8 protein-coding genes and 1 pseudogene are annotated in these 17462 nt (G+C 73.7%); 7 read left to right on the top strand and 2 right to left on the bottom strand.

Features of this window, described 5'->3' with window-relative positions; all coding sequences use genetic code 11:
- The 3 genes and pseudogenes from AB0M39_RS20050 to AB0M39_RS20040 all read left to right on the top strand — a co-directional run.
- Positions 1-1708, top strand: a pseudogene (locus AB0M39_RS20050) (hypothetical protein); the annotation flags it as partial.
- Positions 1689-6941: a hypothetical protein gene (locus tag AB0M39_RS20045; RefSeq protein WP_365366112.1), complete on the top strand. Its 5253-nt coding sequence runs from the start codon at positions 1689-1691 to the stop codon at positions 6939-6941. The pseudogene AB0M39_RS20050 and the gene AB0M39_RS20045, both read left to right, overlap by 20 nt.
- Positions 6934-8796 carry a hypothetical protein gene (locus AB0M39_RS20040; RefSeq protein ID WP_365366110.1) on the top strand — a complete coding sequence of 621 codons (1863 nt, stop codon included), beginning with the start codon at positions 6934-6936 and terminating at the stop codon, positions 8794-8796. The genes AB0M39_RS20045 and AB0M39_RS20040 overlap by 8 nt, the downstream gene beginning before the upstream one ends.
- A gap of 70 nt (positions 8797-8866) precedes the next feature.
- Here the strand turns inward: AB0M39_RS20040 and AB0M39_RS20035 are convergent, their stop codons facing one another.
- Together AB0M39_RS20035 and AB0M39_RS20030 are read right to left on the bottom strand one after the other, a co-directional pair.
- Entirely contained in the window at positions 8867-10024 is a 1158-nt protein-coding gene (locus tag AB0M39_RS20035) for a PP2C family protein-serine/threonine phosphatase (RefSeq protein ID WP_365366108.1), read from the bottom strand.
- Positions 10025-10177: 153 nt separating this feature from the next.
- On the bottom strand, positions 10178-11632 hold the full coding sequence (locus tag AB0M39_RS20030; RefSeq protein WP_365366106.1) for a hypothetical protein: 1455 nt from the start codon (positions 11630-11632) through the stop codon (positions 10178-10180).
- Between the two features lie 375 nt (positions 11633-12007).
- Between AB0M39_RS20030 and AB0M39_RS20025 the strand changes: the two genes are divergently transcribed.
- From AB0M39_RS20025 to AB0M39_RS20010, 4 genes are all read left to right on the top strand, one after another.
- Positions 12008-13807 carry an enoyl-CoA hydratase-related protein gene (locus tag AB0M39_RS20025; protein WP_365366104.1) on the top strand — a complete coding sequence of 600 codons (1800 nt, stop codon included), beginning with the start codon at positions 12008-12010 and terminating at the stop codon, positions 13805-13807.
- Between the two features lie 77 nt (positions 13808-13884).
- On the top strand, positions 13885-14961 hold the full coding sequence (locus AB0M39_RS20020) for a hydrogenase expression protein HypE (protein ID WP_365366102.1): 1077 nt from the start codon (positions 13885-13887) through the stop codon (positions 14959-14961).
- A 118-nt stretch (positions 14962-15079) separates the two neighbouring features.
- Complete coding sequence (locus AB0M39_RS20015; protein WP_365366100.1) at positions 15080-16861, top strand: nickel-dependent hydrogenase large subunit; 1782 nt, start codon at positions 15080-15082, stop codon at positions 16859-16861.
- Positions 16858-17442: a hypothetical protein gene (locus AB0M39_RS20010; RefSeq protein WP_365366098.1), complete on the top strand. Its 585-nt coding sequence runs from the start codon at positions 16858-16860 to the stop codon at positions 17440-17442. Before AB0M39_RS20015 ends, AB0M39_RS20010 begins: the two co-directional genes overlap by 4 nt.
- Positions 17443-17462: the final 20 nt, after the last annotated feature.

The raw sequence follows: 17462 nt of genomic DNA, 5'->3' as shown, positions 1-17462 counted from the left end.
CGAGCCCGCGGGCCGGGCGCTGCGGCTGACGGCGCCCGCCCACTCCCGGGTGACCGGGCCGCGCTCGGGCGCGCGGGGCACGGCCGGCGCGCGGGCAGGGCTGGCCCGGGAGGTCGCCGTCGGGTTCGAGGTGGCGGCCAGCCAGGTCGCCGCCGCGCCGCTGTCGCCCCAGATGCGGCGGATCACCCGGCCGGGGACGCGGCTGACGCGGACGCTGTTCGAGAACCGGCAGCCGGACGAGCTGCTGGAGAAGATGGACCAGGAGACAGGGGCGGTCACCGCGGCGGCGGCCAAGACGACCCCGTCCGCCGTCGTCACCCCTCAGCAGCTCGCCGACGTCCTCCACCCGCCCGGCCCCGCAGCGGGCGCCCGCGCGGCGGCCGACGGCGCCCTGGCCGGCGAGGATCCGGTCGGCGAGCTGCCGACCAGCGGCGACTTCCTTCTCAGCCTGCCCGGCGAGGGAGTCGTCCCCGAGCCCGGCGAACCCGACAGCGAGGAGGCGCTGCGGTTCAAGGAGGGCCTGCGCGACGTCTACCGCGGCTGGGGCGACGCCGAGGTCGGCGGCCGCGCCGACGCCCGCGAGCCCCTCGGCGTCCCGGCCGCGGCCGACCGGATGCTCACGGGCCTGCGCTCGGACGACACCGTGCCCCGGCATCTGCTCTCCTCCGTACGGCTGCCCGGGCGGCTCCAGCCGTTCGCCGAACGGTTCATCGAGGCGATGGCCTATCCGGTCGTCGACCTGCCGATGTTCCAGTCGCTGCTGGACCTGTCCGTGGACACGTTCGTGCCCAACCTCCAGCTGATCCCGCCGAACACCATCACCCTGCTGGCGACCGACCAGGAGTTCATCGAGGCGTTCATGGTCGGGCTCAACCACGAGATGGCCCGCGAGCTGCTGTGGCGGGAGTATCCGACCGATCAGCGGGGCACCCCCTTTAGGCAGTTCTGGGACCCGCGCCCGGCCCTGTCGCTGCCGGGCGAGACGCCCGCCGAGCGCCGCGAGCGGCTCTACGACATCACCGCGATCGACTCCTGGACGCCGGAGTCGGCCCTGGGGGCGCACGACAACCGCGATCTCGCAGGCGAGCAGGAGGAGGAGCTCGTCCTGGTGATCCGCGGCGAGCTGCTGAAGAAGTACCCGACGGCCGCGGTCTACGCCCACAAGGCGGACTGGGCGCGAGACGAGCACGGCGTCCCGGACCCGGGCCGAGAGCGGGTCCTGGCTGTGATTCCCGACGAGGAGCGCCCGCCGCCGCACCTGGTGCGCCTTCCCCTGTACGAGGCGAAGGTCGAGCCGGACATCACCCTGCTCGGCTTCGATCTGACGGCGGCCCAGGCGCGCGGCCACGCGCCGGACGACCCGGGCTGGTTCTTCGTCGTCAAGGAGCGCCCGGGCGACCCCCGGTTCGGCGCCGACGAGGGCGCCGGGACCCCGGTCGAGGTGTGGAACGACCTGTCCTGGCGGGACGTGGACCCGCAGGGCAGCCGGTTCATCCAGCTCGATCCGGCCGTCCAGGTGCCGCTCCTGCCCTTCGACGGCTCCGAGGACGACCCCGAGAAGCAGGAGCAGCGCCGCGAGGACGTCGCGCTTCCGCTGTGGAACGCCGCGCTGAGCTCCGCGGACATCGCGTACATGCTCTTCCAGGCGCCCGTGCTGATCGCCGTACACGCAGAGGAGATGCTGCCCGATGGCCGACCCGCTCAGTGACGACTATCCGGTGCTGCTCGGGCCGGTCCGGCTGGAGACCCGCTTCACCCCGACCGAGCTGCTGGTGCGGGTGTTCCCGGACGAGTGGGCGATCGACAAGTCCGAGCCGCTGCCCAGCGAGGCCGAGTCCGGCGCGCTGCGGGCGTACTGGACGGGGCTGTGGAGAGCCGGCGGCGCCGCCGCGGCCGAGCAGGCCGCCTGGCAGGAGTTCACCGGACGCGTCCCCGCCGGCCGGGCCAGCTGGCTGAAGGCCGCCTACCCGCCCGCCAACGCCGCCGACCGGCCGGCCGGCGTGCCCCAGGACACCGCTGTGCTGGTGATCGTCAGCGAGGCGGCGCTCCCGGCGAACGACCGGCAGCCGACGGTCGCGTACTGGAGCGCCGTCTGGCGGGCGCACGGCGACCGGGTGGGACTGCGCGCCGCCGACGCCGCGCTGCTCGCCGCCGTCGGCGCCGGCCGGGCCGCGGCGATCCGGGGACGACGGCCCTCCGGTGTGGAGGCCGCGCCCGGCAGCGCCCACGACGGCGTGCTCGTGGCCTTCATGGTGCTGCCCCGCCCCGCCGCCGTCGCCCCGGACTCCTGGACGAAGCCGGCCACGGCGCAGCTGCTGCCCGACCGGTTCACCGCGCTGGGCTATCTGGCCGGCGAACTCGTCCTCACGGCCACCGGCGCGCCGGTCCGCGGCGACCTGTCGGTCAGCCCGGACCCGGGCGCCGACGACCAGCTGAAGGTGAACGAGCAGACCGGCGCCCTGCATGTGCCACAGGCCCTGCTCTGGCTCACCGACTTCGACGAGGCGGTCCGGGCGGGCATGGGCCTGCGGATCCCCCTCGACGACCGCACCCGCGGCGGCCTGGACCGTCTGATCGTCCTCGGGCTGCGGGAGCAGAGGACCGCCGAGCAGTCCGCCGCCGACCTCGGCGCGCTGATCACCCGTCAGCTGCGCAGCACCGCGGGATACGGCCTGCTGCCGCAGGGCGCGCCGGCCAACAACACCGAGCAGCGGCCGGCCGGTCAGGACGCCCGCGAGGAGGCGGCGGCCGCCCTGCGCGCGGCGGCGGGCTCGCGCGCCCAGGCCGCGCCCGGCGACTGGACGGCCAAGACGGACGGACAGTGGTTCGCGGAGCTGCTCGGCGTCGACCCCGCGGTGCTGACTGGGATGCCGAACGCCGAGGGGACCGACCAGCGCGACGCACGCGCCGCCGGCACAGCGCTCTGGCCCGCGACCTGGGGCAGCTTCCTCCAGACCACCCTGCATCCGATCCTGTCGCCGCAGGCCGTGGCACAGACCCGCGACTTCTTCCTGCGGCACGTCTCAGGGCGCGGCCCGGCGCCGACCGTCAAGATCGGCCGGCAGCCGTACGGAATCCTGCCCACGACCGCCTTCAGCCGCCTGGCCTGGCCGGAGCAGGCCGGACACCGGCGCGCCCTGTACCACGTGCTCCGCCAGGCGCAGCAGGACTGGCAGGCCGCCGTCGGCAAGGTCGCGCACATCGACGGCGGCGACGACGACCCGCACCAGCGGCTGCTGGACATCCTCGCGCTGCACCCGACCTCCGCCGAGTACCACCAGCGGTACGCGCAGAGCGTCGAGGACCTCTTCAACCGGGAGAACCTCGCCGGCCTCGGCGAGAGCGTGGTGTCCGCGCTGGAGGGGCAGCTCCAGATGCCGCAGCCGATCCGCGCGCTGCTGGCCCGCCTCGGCTACGCCCCCGACCCGCCGGCCCGGCCCGACCCCGACCTGATCCGCCGCCTCTTCGCGGGGACGCAGTATCCGCTGCTCGGCCCCCTCGTCGACGACCGGCCGCTGTCGGAGACCGACCCGGTCCGCAGGTACACCCCGGCGCCCGACTCCCGCAACTACCTGCACTGGCTCGCCGAGCACGGGCGCACCGACCTGGAGACCATCCGGCTGGAGGACGGCTTCGCCGCCGGGCGGCCGCCGGCCGCGCTGCTGTATCTGCTGCTGCGGCACGCGCTGCTGCTGGGCTGGGAGGACGCGGGCCGGCGGCTCGCCGTCGCGGCGGGCCGCGCCCCGGCGCCGTACGCCGACCCGCCGTTCATCCACATCAGGACCCAGCGCGAGGGCGAGCCCGCGCCGCCGCCGAGCGAGAGCCGCTACCGGCAGCTGTACGCGCCGGACCCGGCCGTCACCGGGAGCGCCGACCCGGATCTGCTGGTGCACCAGTTCATCCCCGGCGTCCTCGGCACGGACGAGGCGACCGCGCCGCTCGACGAGCAGACCAAGGCGATCGGCCTGCTGGCGGACCTGCCCACCGCCCGGCTGGAGCGGGTGCTCGCCGAGCACCTCGACTGCGCGACCTACCGGCTGGACGCCTGGCTGCTGGGACTGGCCAACGAACGGCTGTCCGAGCTGCGGTACGGCCCCGACGGCACGGCCGCCCCGCGCCGCGGCGTCCACGTCGGGGCGTACGGCTATCTGGAGCAGGTGCGCCCCCGGACGGACCGGGAGCTCGCCCAGGTCCCGCTGACCGGCAAGCTCGCGCAGGTCTTCGGCGCTTCCTCGATCGCGCACGACGCGAAGAACGGCGGCTACATCCACGCGCCGTCGCCGAGCCACGCCAGGACCGCCGCGGTGCTGCGGGCCGGCTATCTCGCCAACGGGTCGCCGCAGCAGGCGGACTCCTTCGCGGTGAACCTGAGCTCCGAGCGGGTGCGGGTCGCCCTGTCCCTGCTCGACGGCCTGCGCCAGGGGCAGTCGCTCGGCGCGCTGCTCGGCTACCGGTTCGAGCGCGGGCTCCACGAGGGCCGTCCGGGCGTCGAGCTGGACAAGTTCCTCCCGGCGCTGCGGGGCGCGTTCCCGCTGCGCGCGGGCAAGCTCTCGGCGGCGACGCCGGGACCGGACGCCCCCCTCGAGGTGATCGAGGCGCGCAACGTCGTCGACGGCCTCGAACTCGTCCGCCGGGCGACCCGTGCGCCCGCGCGGCCGCGGTACCCCTTCGGCGCGGACCACATGCCCCCGGCGAGCGAGGACGAGCAGTGCGCGATGGACGAGGAGGTGCGGCGCCTGCTGGACGTCCACGACGCGCTGGCCGACCTCGCCGTCGCCGAAGGCGCCCACCAGGCGCTGCTCGGCAACCCGGAACGGGCGGCGGCGACCCTCGACGCGTACGCGAAGGAGGGCTTCCCGCCCGACCCCGCGGTCGTCCAGACCCCGCGCAGCGGCGTCACCCTGACCCACCGGCTCGGCCTGGTGCTCACCCCCGGGCTCGGCCCGCACCACGGCTCGACGCTGTTCCAGGGCAACGGCCCGCGCGCCAAGGCCGAGCCCGCCGTCAACGCCTGGCTGCCGACGCTGCTGCCGCGCCCGCAGGACGTGGGGGTCCTGGTCGCCTGGACCGACCCGGTCGGCGGCCAGGCGCGCAGCCGCGTCGTCACCCAGCACGACCTCGAGCTTCAGCCGATCGACCTGCTGTGGGCGCTGCGGCCGGCCGGACAGGCCGCGATGACCGACCTCGACGACCGGATCATCGGCGTCGTCACCGACCGGGACCGCCCGCGCCCGGACGCCGTGCTCACGATCCGCTACACCCAGCGCGTGGGCGACAAGATCAGTCTCTTCGAACTGTCGCCGCTGGTCGACGCGTTGCGGTCGCTGCTGACCACCTCGCGCCCGCTGCGGCCGAGCGATCTGGCGGCCGCGTCCGGCGCGGTCCCCGTCGACCGGTCCGCGGACGACGCGGTGTCCCTGCCCAGGGAGCGGCCCGCCGCCGTCCGCAAGGCCCTGGACGACCTGCGCGCCGACGCCGCCGGCTACCTCGCCGAGCTGTCGCCGCTGTATCCGCCCGACCCCGCGACCCCGCAGCGCGCGGCGGTGGTCAGCCGGATCGACGCGCTCCTGGCCGGGTACGCCCGACTGATCACGACCGCGGGCGGATTCGGCATGGTGCGCAGCGGCTGGGGCGAGGCGACCGGCTGGCGGCGCGGGGTCTTCGCGGACCTGCTGGCCGCGGTCGCCGTCGCCGCCGACCGGATGGGCCGCTCGCTCGCCGAGGCCGACGCGCTCGTCGCCCGCTATGACGCACTGCCCTCCGCGACCCCCGCCGAGGAGCGCTTCCGGCTGCTGGAGGCCGCCGAGCGGCTGCTCACCACCACCCCGACCAGCCCCCGCCCGTCGCGGCCCGCGCAGCTGAGGGCGACGGTCGCCCTGAGGCGGTCGGCGTTCCACAGCCGCGTGCAGGCGCTGGGGCGCATCGCGCGCACGGCCAAGACGACGCTGAGCGGCCTGTTCGCCGAGGTCGCCGCCGTGCTGCCGCTGAGCGACGTCGACCCGGTCGGCCTCGACCTGACGCCCCTGAAGGACCGGGTCGTCGCCTACGGCAGGGACCTGCTCGCCCGCGCGCTCTCGCTCCAGGTCGACGTGAGTGCGAGGCTCACCGCCGCGGACAAGGCGCTCGGCGAGCACGACAAGGCCGTGACCGGGCCCGACCGGGTCCAGGCGGCGACCGACGCGCTGAAGGCCCTGCTCGGCGACGACGTCCTCGCGGTGCCCGAGTTCACGCCCGCCGGCCGGCTCGCGACGGACTGGAAGAAGGCCCGCGACGACAGCGCCCGGCTGACCCGGCACCTCGGCGACGACGTCGGCCGGGACTTCCCGGTCGACGACTGGGTGCACGGCATCGCGCGGGTACGGGAGAAGCCGCGGCTGTGGGAGAAGGCGGTCATGCTCGGCGACGCGCTGCGCGGCCCCGGCGGGCTGCTGAGCAATGTGCTGGGCTGGCAGGAGCCGCAGCTGACCCCGGTTCAGCTGCCCTACCGAGCCGACGACCACTGGCTCGCCATGGAGTTCAAGGCGGGCGCCGAGATCGTCGAGGACCGGCTGCTGTTCACCGCGCACTACGCCTCCGAGCCGCTGCTCGGCCCTCCTCAGCGCTGCGGGCTGCTGCTGGACGAGTGGACCGAGGTGATTCCCGCCGAGCAGGAGACCACCGGCGTCGCGGTGCACTTCGACCGTCCGGACTCCGAGCCCGCGCAGTCGATGCTGCTGGTCGTCCCGCCGGTGAGGGGACGCGCCTGGACGGTCGACGACCTGGCCGCCGCCGTGGCGGAGACCTTCGACCTGGCGAAGATCCGGGCCGTCGAGCCGGCGCACCTCGACGACACCGCGTACGCCCAGCTGCTGCCGGCCACGGTCATGTCCGCGACCCGGCAGCCGATCACCGTCTCCACCGACCTGGCGATCTCCAACCTGCGATGGAAGACCCATGACTGAGCCACGCATCGAACAGCTCCGCACCGCCCTGGACCGCCGTCAGGCCCCGACCGTCGGCCTGTGGAACCGGCTGGAGGGCCGGCCCCGAACCACCGACTTCGACCGGGCGCTGCGGGCGGAGGTGCGCGACCCGCTGTGGATGCTCACCCGGCAGTGGCAGCTCGGCGAGTTCCGCGGCTCGGACGCCGGCTCGCCGGTCACCGCGACCTACTCGGTCGCCACGGCGGCGCCGACCCGGTTCCGGCCGGGCGGCGGCGCCGTGGAGGACCTGCCCGCGGACCGGCCGCTGGAGGCCGTCGCGGAGCGGCGCGCCGTGCCGTTCGCCCTCGGCGGGGACCGGATCTCCTTCGATCTGCGCCTGGCCGTCGGCCGCCGCTGGCTCAAGCTCCTGGGCCAGAACCTGCTGCTGAACATCCTCAGCCTGAATGTGCGTCAGAAGTACATCGCCCGCTACCCGATCGCGCTGCCCGACCCCGACGACCCGGACGACACCGCGCGCGTGGCGCATCCCGAGGTCTGGTCGTCGATGCAGGCGGTCGCGGGACGGCGGATGGACGGGTACGAGTTCTACCTCCACCTCAAGGGCGGCGGTCTGGCGCACGAGGGCATCGCCGGACTGCTCGGACTGCACCGCGCCGAGCTGGTCAGGCTCGGCAGGCGCCTGGTCGCCTGGTTCGACGCCCTGATCGACCAGCCCGCCGAGAACCCCGCGACGCACACGGCGAACGCCACGTGGGACCCGCGCCGGCTCGAGCACCGCTTCTCCGTCGCCGTCGGCGACCCGGGCGGCAGCGGCGAGAAGGCGCTGACCGTCCAGGAGTACCCCGGCGGGACGCTCGACTGGCACGCGTTCTCCGTCGACCCCGGCGGGCCGCTCGGCGGCGCGCGCGAGGCGACCGACGCGGTCCACCGCACCGTCTTCCCCGCCCCGGTCCGGTTCTCCGGCATGCCGCTGCCGCGCTGGTGGGCCCTGGAGGACGGCCGGACCAACTTCGCCGCGGTACGGCCGGACAGCACGGACCTCGCCCGGCTGGTCTTCCTGGAGTTCGCGCTCGTCTACAGCAACGACTGGTACCAGCTGCCCTGCGATCTGCCCGCGGGCACGCTGGCCCGGATCCAGGGGCTCGCGGTCACCGACGTCTTCGGGCAGAAGCTGTGGATCACCCCCGCCGGCGCGGGCGACGACGCCGACTGGCAGCGCTGGTCGATGTTCACGCTCGACACCGTCGGCGACGACCACGTCCCCGCGGACACCAGCCTGCTGCTGCCGGCGAGCGTGCCGAAGATCGCCGAGGGCCCGGTGCTGGAGGAGGTCGCCCTGATCCGGGACGAGAGCGCCAACATGGTCTGGGGCGTGGAGAAGACCGTGCGGCTGGCCACCGGCGAGGCCCGGCGCGGCAGCGAGGTCGCCGCCGAGGTCCTGGCGCACCGCCTGCGGCTCAGGGAGCCGCAGCCCGCGCCGCCCGAACCGGCCGCGCCCGTCGCCTACCAGGCGATGAACTCCGTGCCGGAGAACTGGATCCCCTTCATCCCCGTGCACGTGCCCGGCCAGAACCGCGATGTCCAGCTCCAGCGCGCCGCCCTGCCCAGCGTGGTCGACGGCACGCCGGTCAGGCCGCGGACCGCGCTGCTGCGGGAGGGGTACGACCAGGGGCGGCAGTACTTCGTCAACGAGGAGGAGGTGCCGCAGGCGGGCGCCCGGGTCACCGTCTCGTACAACCGCACCCGTTGGCGCGACGGCCGGGTCTCGGTCTGGCTCTCCGCCCGCCGCGGCGCGGGCCGCGGCGAGGGCTCCAGCGGGCTCGCCTTCGACTTCCTCGCCGATGCGGCGCCGCCTCCCGGCGAGGAGGCCTGAGCGCCCCGCGGCCGCCCGCGGGGCCGGCGGTGCCGAGGAGGTCCGGCCGTCTCGGTCCTGGCGCCGCCGGTCAGCGGGGTGAACCCCGTCGGCGCTCGTCGGCCGCCGACGTCCTGATGGCCAGCATCGCCTGGTCGTCGGTGTCCGCGCCCGCCGACCAGCGCTCGGCGTCGGCCCGCACGAAGGAGACGACCGCCGCGGGGTCGGGCAGGAGACGGCCGCCGAAGCGCTCCGACACCCGGTCGAGCACGGGGTAGAACTCGCCGCTCTCGTTGCGCGCCTCGCTCACGCCGTCCGTGTACGTGACGACGAGCTCGCCGGGCCGCAGCGGATGCACGGTGATCTCGGCGCGCTTGGGGGACAGCTCGCCCAGACCCAGGGGCAGCGAGGGAGCGGTGGGCAGCCAGCGGGCGCCCGACCCGCCGATGAGGACCGGCGGCGGATGCCCGCGGTCGACGATCCTCACCTCGCCCGCGCCGGGCGGGAACTCCAGGAGCAGGGCGGTGCAGAAGAGCTCGCCGTCCGCCGTCGGGGCGGCCGGGCTGTTGCGGGCGATGCTGAGCTCGAGGCGTTCGGCCAGCTGGCTCAGGTCCTGCCACTCGTGGGCGGACACCCGGAAGCTGCCGAGGACCGCGGAGACCGTCTGCACGGCGTCGAGTCCCTTGCCGCGCACATCGCCGATGATCGCCCGTACGCCGAAGGGCGTCTCGCAGATCTCGTACAGATCGCCGCCGACGAGCGTTCCGCCCTCGCCCGCCGCGTAGTGTCCTGCGATCGACAGCGGGCCCAGTGTGCGGGGGACCGGGCGCAGCAGGGCGAACTGCATGGCCTCGGCGACGGTGCGGGCGTGGATGAGGCTGGCCTGCGCCCTGACGCGCTGCGCGGACAGGGCGACGCTGGCGGCGCCGACGACGAGAGTGGCGCAGTACAGGGCCACATGGTGCTGCTCCGCGAAGTGCCCCGCCCGCCGCGCCGCCATGCCCATCTCGAGGGCGATGCACACCGCGGTGAACCCGGCGGTGGCCCGCGGGCCGCGGGTGGCCGCGGCCAGCGGCGGGACTCCGGTGAGCATGAAGCTCACCGGCTCGCGGCTGTGCACGACGGCCTCCACGCTCACGTCGACCGCCATCACCGCGAGAGGCAGCCACCAGAGCCAGGAACGCGCTGCCCGGGGACGCCGCCGGGCCGTCAGGCTCGGTCCGCCGCCCTCCTCATGATCACGAGGCACAGGGCCATCGTAGATACACGGCGGCGGATACCGCCTCGCGGCGCGGTCCGCGCGGCTCAACGGACGGGGAGAGCCCCCGCCGGACGTCCGGCGGGGGCTCTCCCGTACTGCTGGGCGTGCGTCAGGGGGCGACGCGCCGCTGTCGTTCGACGGTCACGGCGTGTCCCGGCCGACCCCGCCCTCGCCCTGGGCGAGCGTCCACTCCCGGTGCAGCGCCCCCAGCGGGATGCGGTGCTCGAAGATCGGCGTGCCGAAGACGGACAGCTGGAGCTGGAGCCATCCGGTCAGGTCGACTCCGCCGGCGACCTTCCAGGAGCCGACGAGCGACTCGGGCGTGGCGGTCGCCTGGGCCTCGCCGCGTATGTAGGGGGCGAGGTTCGCGGTGACGCCGACCGCGCCGTACAGGCCGACGGAGGCCTCCGTGCCGAGCGTGGCCTTCACCTCGCCGGCCGCGGTCATCTTCGCCTGCACCGGAGTGCCGGTGATGTCCGAGGTGCTGACGGCCTTCCAGCCGCCCGCCTTGGTGTAGCTGCCGCCGAGCCGGAAGGCGCCCTTGACGTCCTGCTTGACCTCGACGCTGATGCGGCCTTCCGCGGTGACCTCGATATAGGCGGTCAGGTCGAGGTTGACGACGACCGGCACCGGTCCGACCTGGATCACCGGGTCGGCGTGGAGCTTGGCGAAGGGGATCCGCACCGGCTTGGCCGAGGCGGTCGCGTTGCCCTTCAGCTCCCACTGCGAGGCCCAGTCGCCGCTGAGGCCGAGGAAGGCGGAGTCGGGCCGCAGCATGGACGAGCCGTCGTACGAGAACTCGACCTGCGGCGCGAGCTGCACATAGCCCGCCACCGACGCGCCGCCCGAGACGGGCGATCCCTCGGCGACGGGGAGCGGAAGGTCCGCGCCGACGTCGAGGCGGAGGCTGCCGAGGGGCACCTTGCCGCCCTGCGGGCCGACGCGGATGTTCCCGTTCTTCGCCCAGGAGACCTTGACGCCCTTGACGAGCGGCTCGACGTCGACGGTCGCCGGGTCGACCGGCACCGTCCCCTCGGCCTTGTCGTCGCCGAGGAGCGCGCCGAGCGTCGTGGGCTCGGTCTTGACCTCGGTGCCCTTGGGGGTCTGCTTGGCCACGTCGGTGACCTTGGCGAGCAGTCCGTCGGGCGCCCCGGGCGCGGGCCCGCTGGCGATGACGTCGCCGACCGCGGGGGCGGCGTCGGCGGGGGCGCTCGCGGAGGCGGCTGGGGCGGACGCGGAGGCGGCGGGGGCGCTCGCGGAGGAGGCGGGCTTCCCCGCCCCGGATATGACGGCTCGTCGGCTGCTCCGGTCATAGGAGGCCACCTTGAGCGGGGACTTCTCCGCCTTCCCGTTCTCTTTTACGCGGGCGACGGCGGTCGACCCTCCGTGGGGCGCCTCGGCCACGGGAAGCTGCCGGGAGGCGGAGGGAGAGGGAGCGGCGCTGCTGCTGGGCTCCGGCGCGTCGGCGGCGGCGGCCGCGGACGACGAGGGAGACGACTCGGACGAGCATCCGGTAAGCAGCAGGGAAACGGTCGCCAGAGCAGCCAACAGGGCGTGCTTGGCGGGCACTTTGGGCACGTGGAAGACCTCGAGCATGTGAAGTGGGGGGTACACAGAAGGAGAGACTCGCGAAAACCAGCGAGTAACAATCGGCCTGACAATCCCACAAATGCTGTGACCATGGCGGAGTTTCGGTGGAAAGCTGCAAATGATCTACGTCACAGACGGGTTTGAGCCACTCTGTAAGGGGCAATGCGGCTTGATCGCCCCGGCGGCCGGCCCGCCCTGAGCGCTGTCGCCGGGCGCGGCGCCCGCCCCCGCAGGCCCGGCCGCCGCCGGGTGGACGCCGCGATGGTCGCTTTCGGGTGACACGGCGGCTCGGCGTCGGCGCCGGGCCCGGCGAAGCGGTCGACCATCACAGGCGGCCGGCTCCCGTCCCGGTCGTGAACCGCCGGGCTCTGGGAGGTCGTCGTGCACATCCTGCTCGTCGCGAGTGCGTTCAACAGCCTCACCCAGCGCGTCCACGCCGAGTTGAGGGACCGCGGCCATGTCGTCGCCGTGGAGCTCGCGCTCGACGACGCGGCCCTGCGCGCCGCCGTCCGCCGCCACGAGCCGCGCCTCGTCGTCGCGCCGATGCTCAAGACGGCCGTCCCCGAGGACGTGTGGTCCGCGCACACCTGCCTCATCGTCCACCCGGGGCCCGTCGGCGACCGCGGGCCCTCGTCGCTCGACTGGGCCGTCCAGGAGGACGCCGCCCGCTGGGGCGTGACCGTGCTCCAGGCCCAGGCGGAGATGGACGCGGGCGACGTATGGGCGAGCGTCGAGTGCGCCGTGCCGCCGGTGTCCAAGAGCGACCTCTACCGCAACGAGGTGTCCGACGCGGCGAGCGCCGCCGTGCTGCTGGCCGTCGAGCGCTTCGAGTCCGGCGCGTACACCCCCCAGCCCCAGACGGGACTCGACGCCGAGGACGGCGCCCGCTGCCGGCCCTACCTCCGCCAGGAACTGCGCCGCATCCGCTGGGACAGCGACCCCACCGAGACGGTCGTGCGCAAGCTGCGCGCGGCCGACTCCCAGCCGGGCGTGCTGGACGAACTGCTCGGCCAGGAGTGGTACCTGCACGGGGGACACGCGGAGGACACCCTGCGCGGCCGTCCGGGCGAGCTGCTGGGCACCCGGGCCGGGGCCGTCTGCCGGGCGACCGTCGACGGGGCCGTGTGGATCCCGGAGCTGAGGCCCCGGCGCACGCCCGGCGGACCCGCCGCGTTCAAGCTGCCCGCCGTGCTGGCCCTCGGCGACCTGCTGCCCGCGCTGCGCGAGCACCCCGCACCGCTGCTCGCGCACCCCGAGCGCCGCACCTGGTCCGACATCCGCTACCGCGAGGAGGGCCAGGCCGGCTTCCTCTCGTTCGCCTTCCCGGGCGGAGCGATGAGCACGGCGCAGTGCCGACGGCTGCTGAGCGCCTACCGGCTGGCGTGCTCCCGCCCCACCTCGGTGCTCGTCCTGGGCGGCGGACGGGACTTCTTCTCCAACGGCATCCACCTCAACGTCATCGAGGCCGCCGCCGACCCCGGCGCGGAGTCCTGGGCCAACATCAACGCCGTCGACGACCTCGTGGAGGCCGTGCTGACGACGACCGACCGCATGGTGGTCGCCGCCGTCGGCGGCAACGCGGCCGCCGGCGGCCTCATGCTGGCGCTCGCCGCCGACGAGGTGTGGTGCCGATCGGGCGCCGTGCTCAACCCGCACTACCGACTGATGGGGCTGTACGGCTCCGAGTACTGGACGTACACCCTGCCCCGCCGCGTCGGCCCCGCCGCAGCGCAGCGGCTGACGGACCAAGCGCTGCCGCTCAGCGCGGCCGCCGCCGAACGGCTCGGGCTCGTCGACCGGACCGTCGCCTGCGCCCCGCAGGACTTCCCCGCCGAGGTCGCCCGCCTCGCCGCCCACCTCGCCTCCTCGCCCGCCGCCCAGGCGCGGACGGTCGCGAAGAAGGCGGAGCGCGACCGGGACGAGGCCCTCAAGCCGCTGGCCGCCTACCGCGAGGAGGAGCTCGCCCGGATGCGCGCGACCTTCTCCGACCCGGCCGCGCCCTACCACGCGCTGCGCCGCGCCTTCGTGCGCAAGGAGCGCCCGGCGCGCACCCCGCCGCACATCGCCGCGGCCGTCCCCGCCCGCTCGGCGGCGAGCCCGGACCAGCCCGGCCGCGACGTCACCCCATTGGCCCTGTCCGACCTCCCACCGGGACCGGGGGCCTGTTACCAAGAGAGCTGAGTGTCAGAAATCCAGCTTTCCTGCCATTGATCCCTTTAGTGGCACCGATTCCGTAGTGCCCCCTAGGAGGCATCCCCATGGGTGCAGCGACGCAGACCGCGGACAGCCCCCGCGCGCAAGGCGAAGACACACCTCCGATCCATATCCTCTGGATCAACGCGGGCCTGAGCTGCGACGGCGACTCGGTCGCCCTGACGGCCGCGATGCAGCCGAGCATCGAGGAGATCGTGCAGGGCGTGCTGCCCGGCCTGCCCAAGATCGCCGTCCACTGGCCGCTCATCGACTTCGAATGCGGTCCCGTCGGGGGCGCCGACACGTTCATCGAATGGTTCTTCAAGGGCGAGCGCGGCGAGATCGACCCGTTCGTCCTGGTCGTCGAGGGATCCATCCCGAACGAGTCGATCAAGCAGGAGGGGTACTGGTGCGGCTTCGGCGACGACCCCGAGACCGGGCAGCCGATCACCACCAGCGAGTGGATCGACCGGCTCGCGCCGAACGCCCTGGCCGTCGTCGCCATCGGCACCTGCGCCACCTACGGCGGCATCCACGCCATGCAGGGCAACCCGACCGGCGCGATGGGCCTGCCGGACTACCTCGGGTGGGACTGGAAGTCCAAGGCCGGCATCCCCATCGTCTGCGTCCCCGGCTGCCCCATCCAGCCCGACAACTTCTCGGAGACGCTGACCTACCTGCTCTACCAGGCCGCCGGCGCCGCCCCGATGATCCCGCTGGACGACAAGCTGCGCCCGACCTGGCTCTTCGGCGCCACCGTCCACGAGGGCTGCGACCGCGCCGGCTACTACGAGCAGGGCCAGTTCGCCGAGACGTACGACTCTCCCAAGTGCCTGGTCAAGCTCGGCTGCTGGGGGCCGGTGGTCAAGTGCAACGTGCCCAAGCGCGGCTGGATGAACGGCATCGGCGGCTGTCCGAACGTCGGCGGCATCTGCATCGCCTGCACCATGCCCGGCTTCCCGGACAAGTTCATGCCGTTCATGGACGAGCCCCCCGGCGGCAAGCTCTCCAGCACCGCGAGCGGCGCGTACGGCGCCGTGATCCGCAGACTGCGCTCCATCACCGCCAAGACCGTGGACCAGGAGCCCAAGTGGCGCCACCCGGGCGAGAAGATCACCACCGGCTACCGCCCGCCGTGGTGAGGACCCCTCAGGCCCCTCAGGCCTCTTAGGTCCCTCAGACCCCGCAGGCCCCTCAGGACACCGACCCCCTCTCCTGCTCGACCCGCTGCACGACGTGAAGAAGGGCACCGCACACACGATGGCACCGAAGACGAAAGCACCCGACGGCTCCGGCCTGGTGGAGATGTCCTGGGATCCGATCACCCGGATCGTGGGCAGCCTCGGGATCCACACGAAGATCGACTTCAAGCAGAAGCGGGTCGCCGAGTGCTACAGCACCTCGTCGGTCTTCCGTGGCTACAGCGTCTTCATGCGGGGCAAGGACCCCCGGGACGCGCACTTCATCACCAGCCGGATCTGCGGCATCTGCGGCGACAACCACGCCACCTGCTCGGTGTACGCGCAGAACATGGCGTACGGAGTGAAGCCGCCCCACCTCGGCGAATGGGTCATCAACCTCGGCGAGGCCGCGGAGTACATGTTCGACCACAACATCTTCCAGGAGAACCTGGTCGGGGTCGACTACTGCGAGAAGATGGTCCGCGAGACCAACCCCGGCGTGCTGGAGCTGGCCGAGCGCACCGAGTCCCCGCACGCCGCCGAGCACGGCTACCGCACCATCGCCGACATCATGCGCTCCCTCAACCCCATCGAGGGCGAGTTCTACCGCGAGGCGCTCCAGGTGAGCCGCTACACCCGGGAGATGTTCTGCCTGATGGAGGGCCGCCATGTGCACCCCTCCACGCTCTACCCGGGCGGCGTCGGCACGGTCGCCTCCGTCCAGCTCTTCACGGACTACCTCAGCCGCCTGATGCGCTACGTGGAGTTCATGAAGCGCGTGGTCCCCCTCCACGACGACCTGTTCGACTTCTTCTACGAAGCCCTGCCCGGGTACGAGGAGGTCGGCCGGCGACGGGTGCTGCTCGGCTGCTGGGGAGCGCTCAACGACCCCGACCACTGCGACTTCACCTACGCCAACATGACCGACTGGGGACGGAAGATGTTCGTCACCCCCGGCATCGTCGTGGACGGCAAGCTGGTCACCAACGACCTCACCGAGATCAACCTCGGCATCCGGATCCTGCTCGGCAGCTCGTACTACGAGGACTGGGAGGGGCAGGAGCAGTTCGTCACCCACGACCCGCTCGGCAACCCGGTCGACCCGCGCCACCCCTGGAACCAGCACACCATCCCCGCGCCCCAGAAGCGGGACTTCGCCGGCAACTACAGCTGGGTGATGTCCCCGCGCTGGTTCGACGGCAAGGACCACCTCGCGCTGGACACCGGCGGCGGCCCCATCGCCCGGTTGTGGTCCACCGCGCTGTCCGGGCTCGTCGACGTCGGATACGTCAAGGCGACCGGCAGCAGCGTCGTCATCAACCTGCCCCGCACGATGACCAAGCCCGAGACCACCTTCGAGTGGAAGATCCCGCGCTGGAGCAACGCCCTGGAGCGCAACCGCGCCCGCACCTACTTCCAGGCGTACACCGCCGCCCTCGCCCTGCACTTCGCGGAGAAGGGCCTGGAGGAGGTGCGCGCCGGACGCACCCAGACCTGGGAGAAGTTCGAGGTCCCGGACGAGAGCATCGGCGTCGGCTTCACCGAGGCCGTGCGCGGCGTCCTCTCGCACCACATGGTCATCAGGGACGGCAAGATCGCCAACTACCACCCGTACCCGCCGACCCCCTGGAACGCCAGCGTCCGCGACACGTACGGAACGCCGGGACCCTACGAGGACGCCGTGCAGAACACGCCGATCTTCGAGGAGAACCCCCCGGAGAACTTCAAGGGCATCGACATCATGCGCGCCGTGCGCAGCTTCGACCCCTGTCTGCCGTGCGGCGTCCATATGTACGTCGGCGGAGGCAAGACCGTGCAGAAGATGCACGTGCCCACCGGTCTGAGCGGCCTGGCCGGATGACCGCGACGACAGCGGAGCAGGCGGGCCGGCGCGTCGAGGAGATCCTCGACCAGCTGGCCGCCGCCGGCGACGAGCAGGCCCGCGCCGCCGCCGAGGAGCTCGTGCGGGTCCTGATGGACTTCTACGGCGCGGGACTCGCCCGGACCGTCGAGCTGCTGCGCGCCGCCGCCCGACCGGGCCAGGGCCAGGGCGCGGCCGGCGACGGCGACCCGCTCGCCGCGCTGCTCGGCGACCGGCTGGTGGCGAGCCTGCTGGTCCTGCACGACCTGCACCCCGAGGACCTCGACACCCGCGTCGCCCGCGCCCTGGACAGCGTCCGGGGCCTGGGCGTCGAGGCGGCGGGCTTCGACGACGCCACCGGCGCGCTGCGGCTGCGGACGGCGAAGACGTCCGGCTGCGGCTGCCCCAGCACCCAGGAGGCGACCCGCCAGGCCGCCGCGGACGCCGTGGCCGGCTTCGCGCCCGAGGTGTCCGAGGTGCTGCTGGAGGCGGCCGGCGCCGCACCCGAGCCCGCCCTGCTCCAGATCGGGAGATCCCCGCACGCCTGTGAGGCCGCCCCGTCCTCGGTCGCGGCGCGGTGAGCGCGCCGCCCGCCGGACCG

It is taken from the genome of Streptomyces sp. NPDC051907 (genome assembly GCF_040681075.1).
In the GTDB taxonomy this organism is placed as follows: domain Bacteria; phylum Actinomycetota; class Actinomycetes; order Streptomycetales; family Streptomycetaceae; genus Streptomyces.
The sequence above is the reverse complement of the archived record's forward strand: the minus strand, read 5'-3'. Positions and strand labels throughout refer to the sequence as shown.

Bases quoted from the DNA above. Each gene is read 5' to 3' on its own strand.
- AB0M39_RS20045 (WP_365366112.1), top strand. From the start codon at position 1,689: ATGGCCGACCCGCTCAGTGACGACTATCCGGTGCTGCTCGGGCCGGTC.
- AB0M39_RS20040 (WP_365366110.1), top strand. From the start codon at position 6,934: ATGACTGAGCCACGCATCGAACAGCTCCGCACCGCCCTGGACCGCCGT.
- AB0M39_RS20030 (WP_365366106.1), bottom strand. From the start codon at position 11,632: ATGCTCGAGGTCTTCCACGTGCCCAAAGTGCCCGCCAAGCACGCCCTG.
- AB0M39_RS20020 (WP_365366102.1), top strand. From the start codon at position 13,885: ATGGGTGCAGCGACGCAGACCGCGGACAGCCCCCGCGCGCAAGGCGAA.
- AB0M39_RS20015 (WP_365366100.1), top strand. From the start codon at position 15,080: ATGGCACCGAAGACGAAAGCACCCGACGGCTCCGGCCTGGTGGAGATG.
- AB0M39_RS20010 (WP_365366098.1), top strand. From the start codon at position 16,858: ATGACCGCGACGACAGCGGAGCAGGCGGGCCGGCGCGTCGAGGAGATC.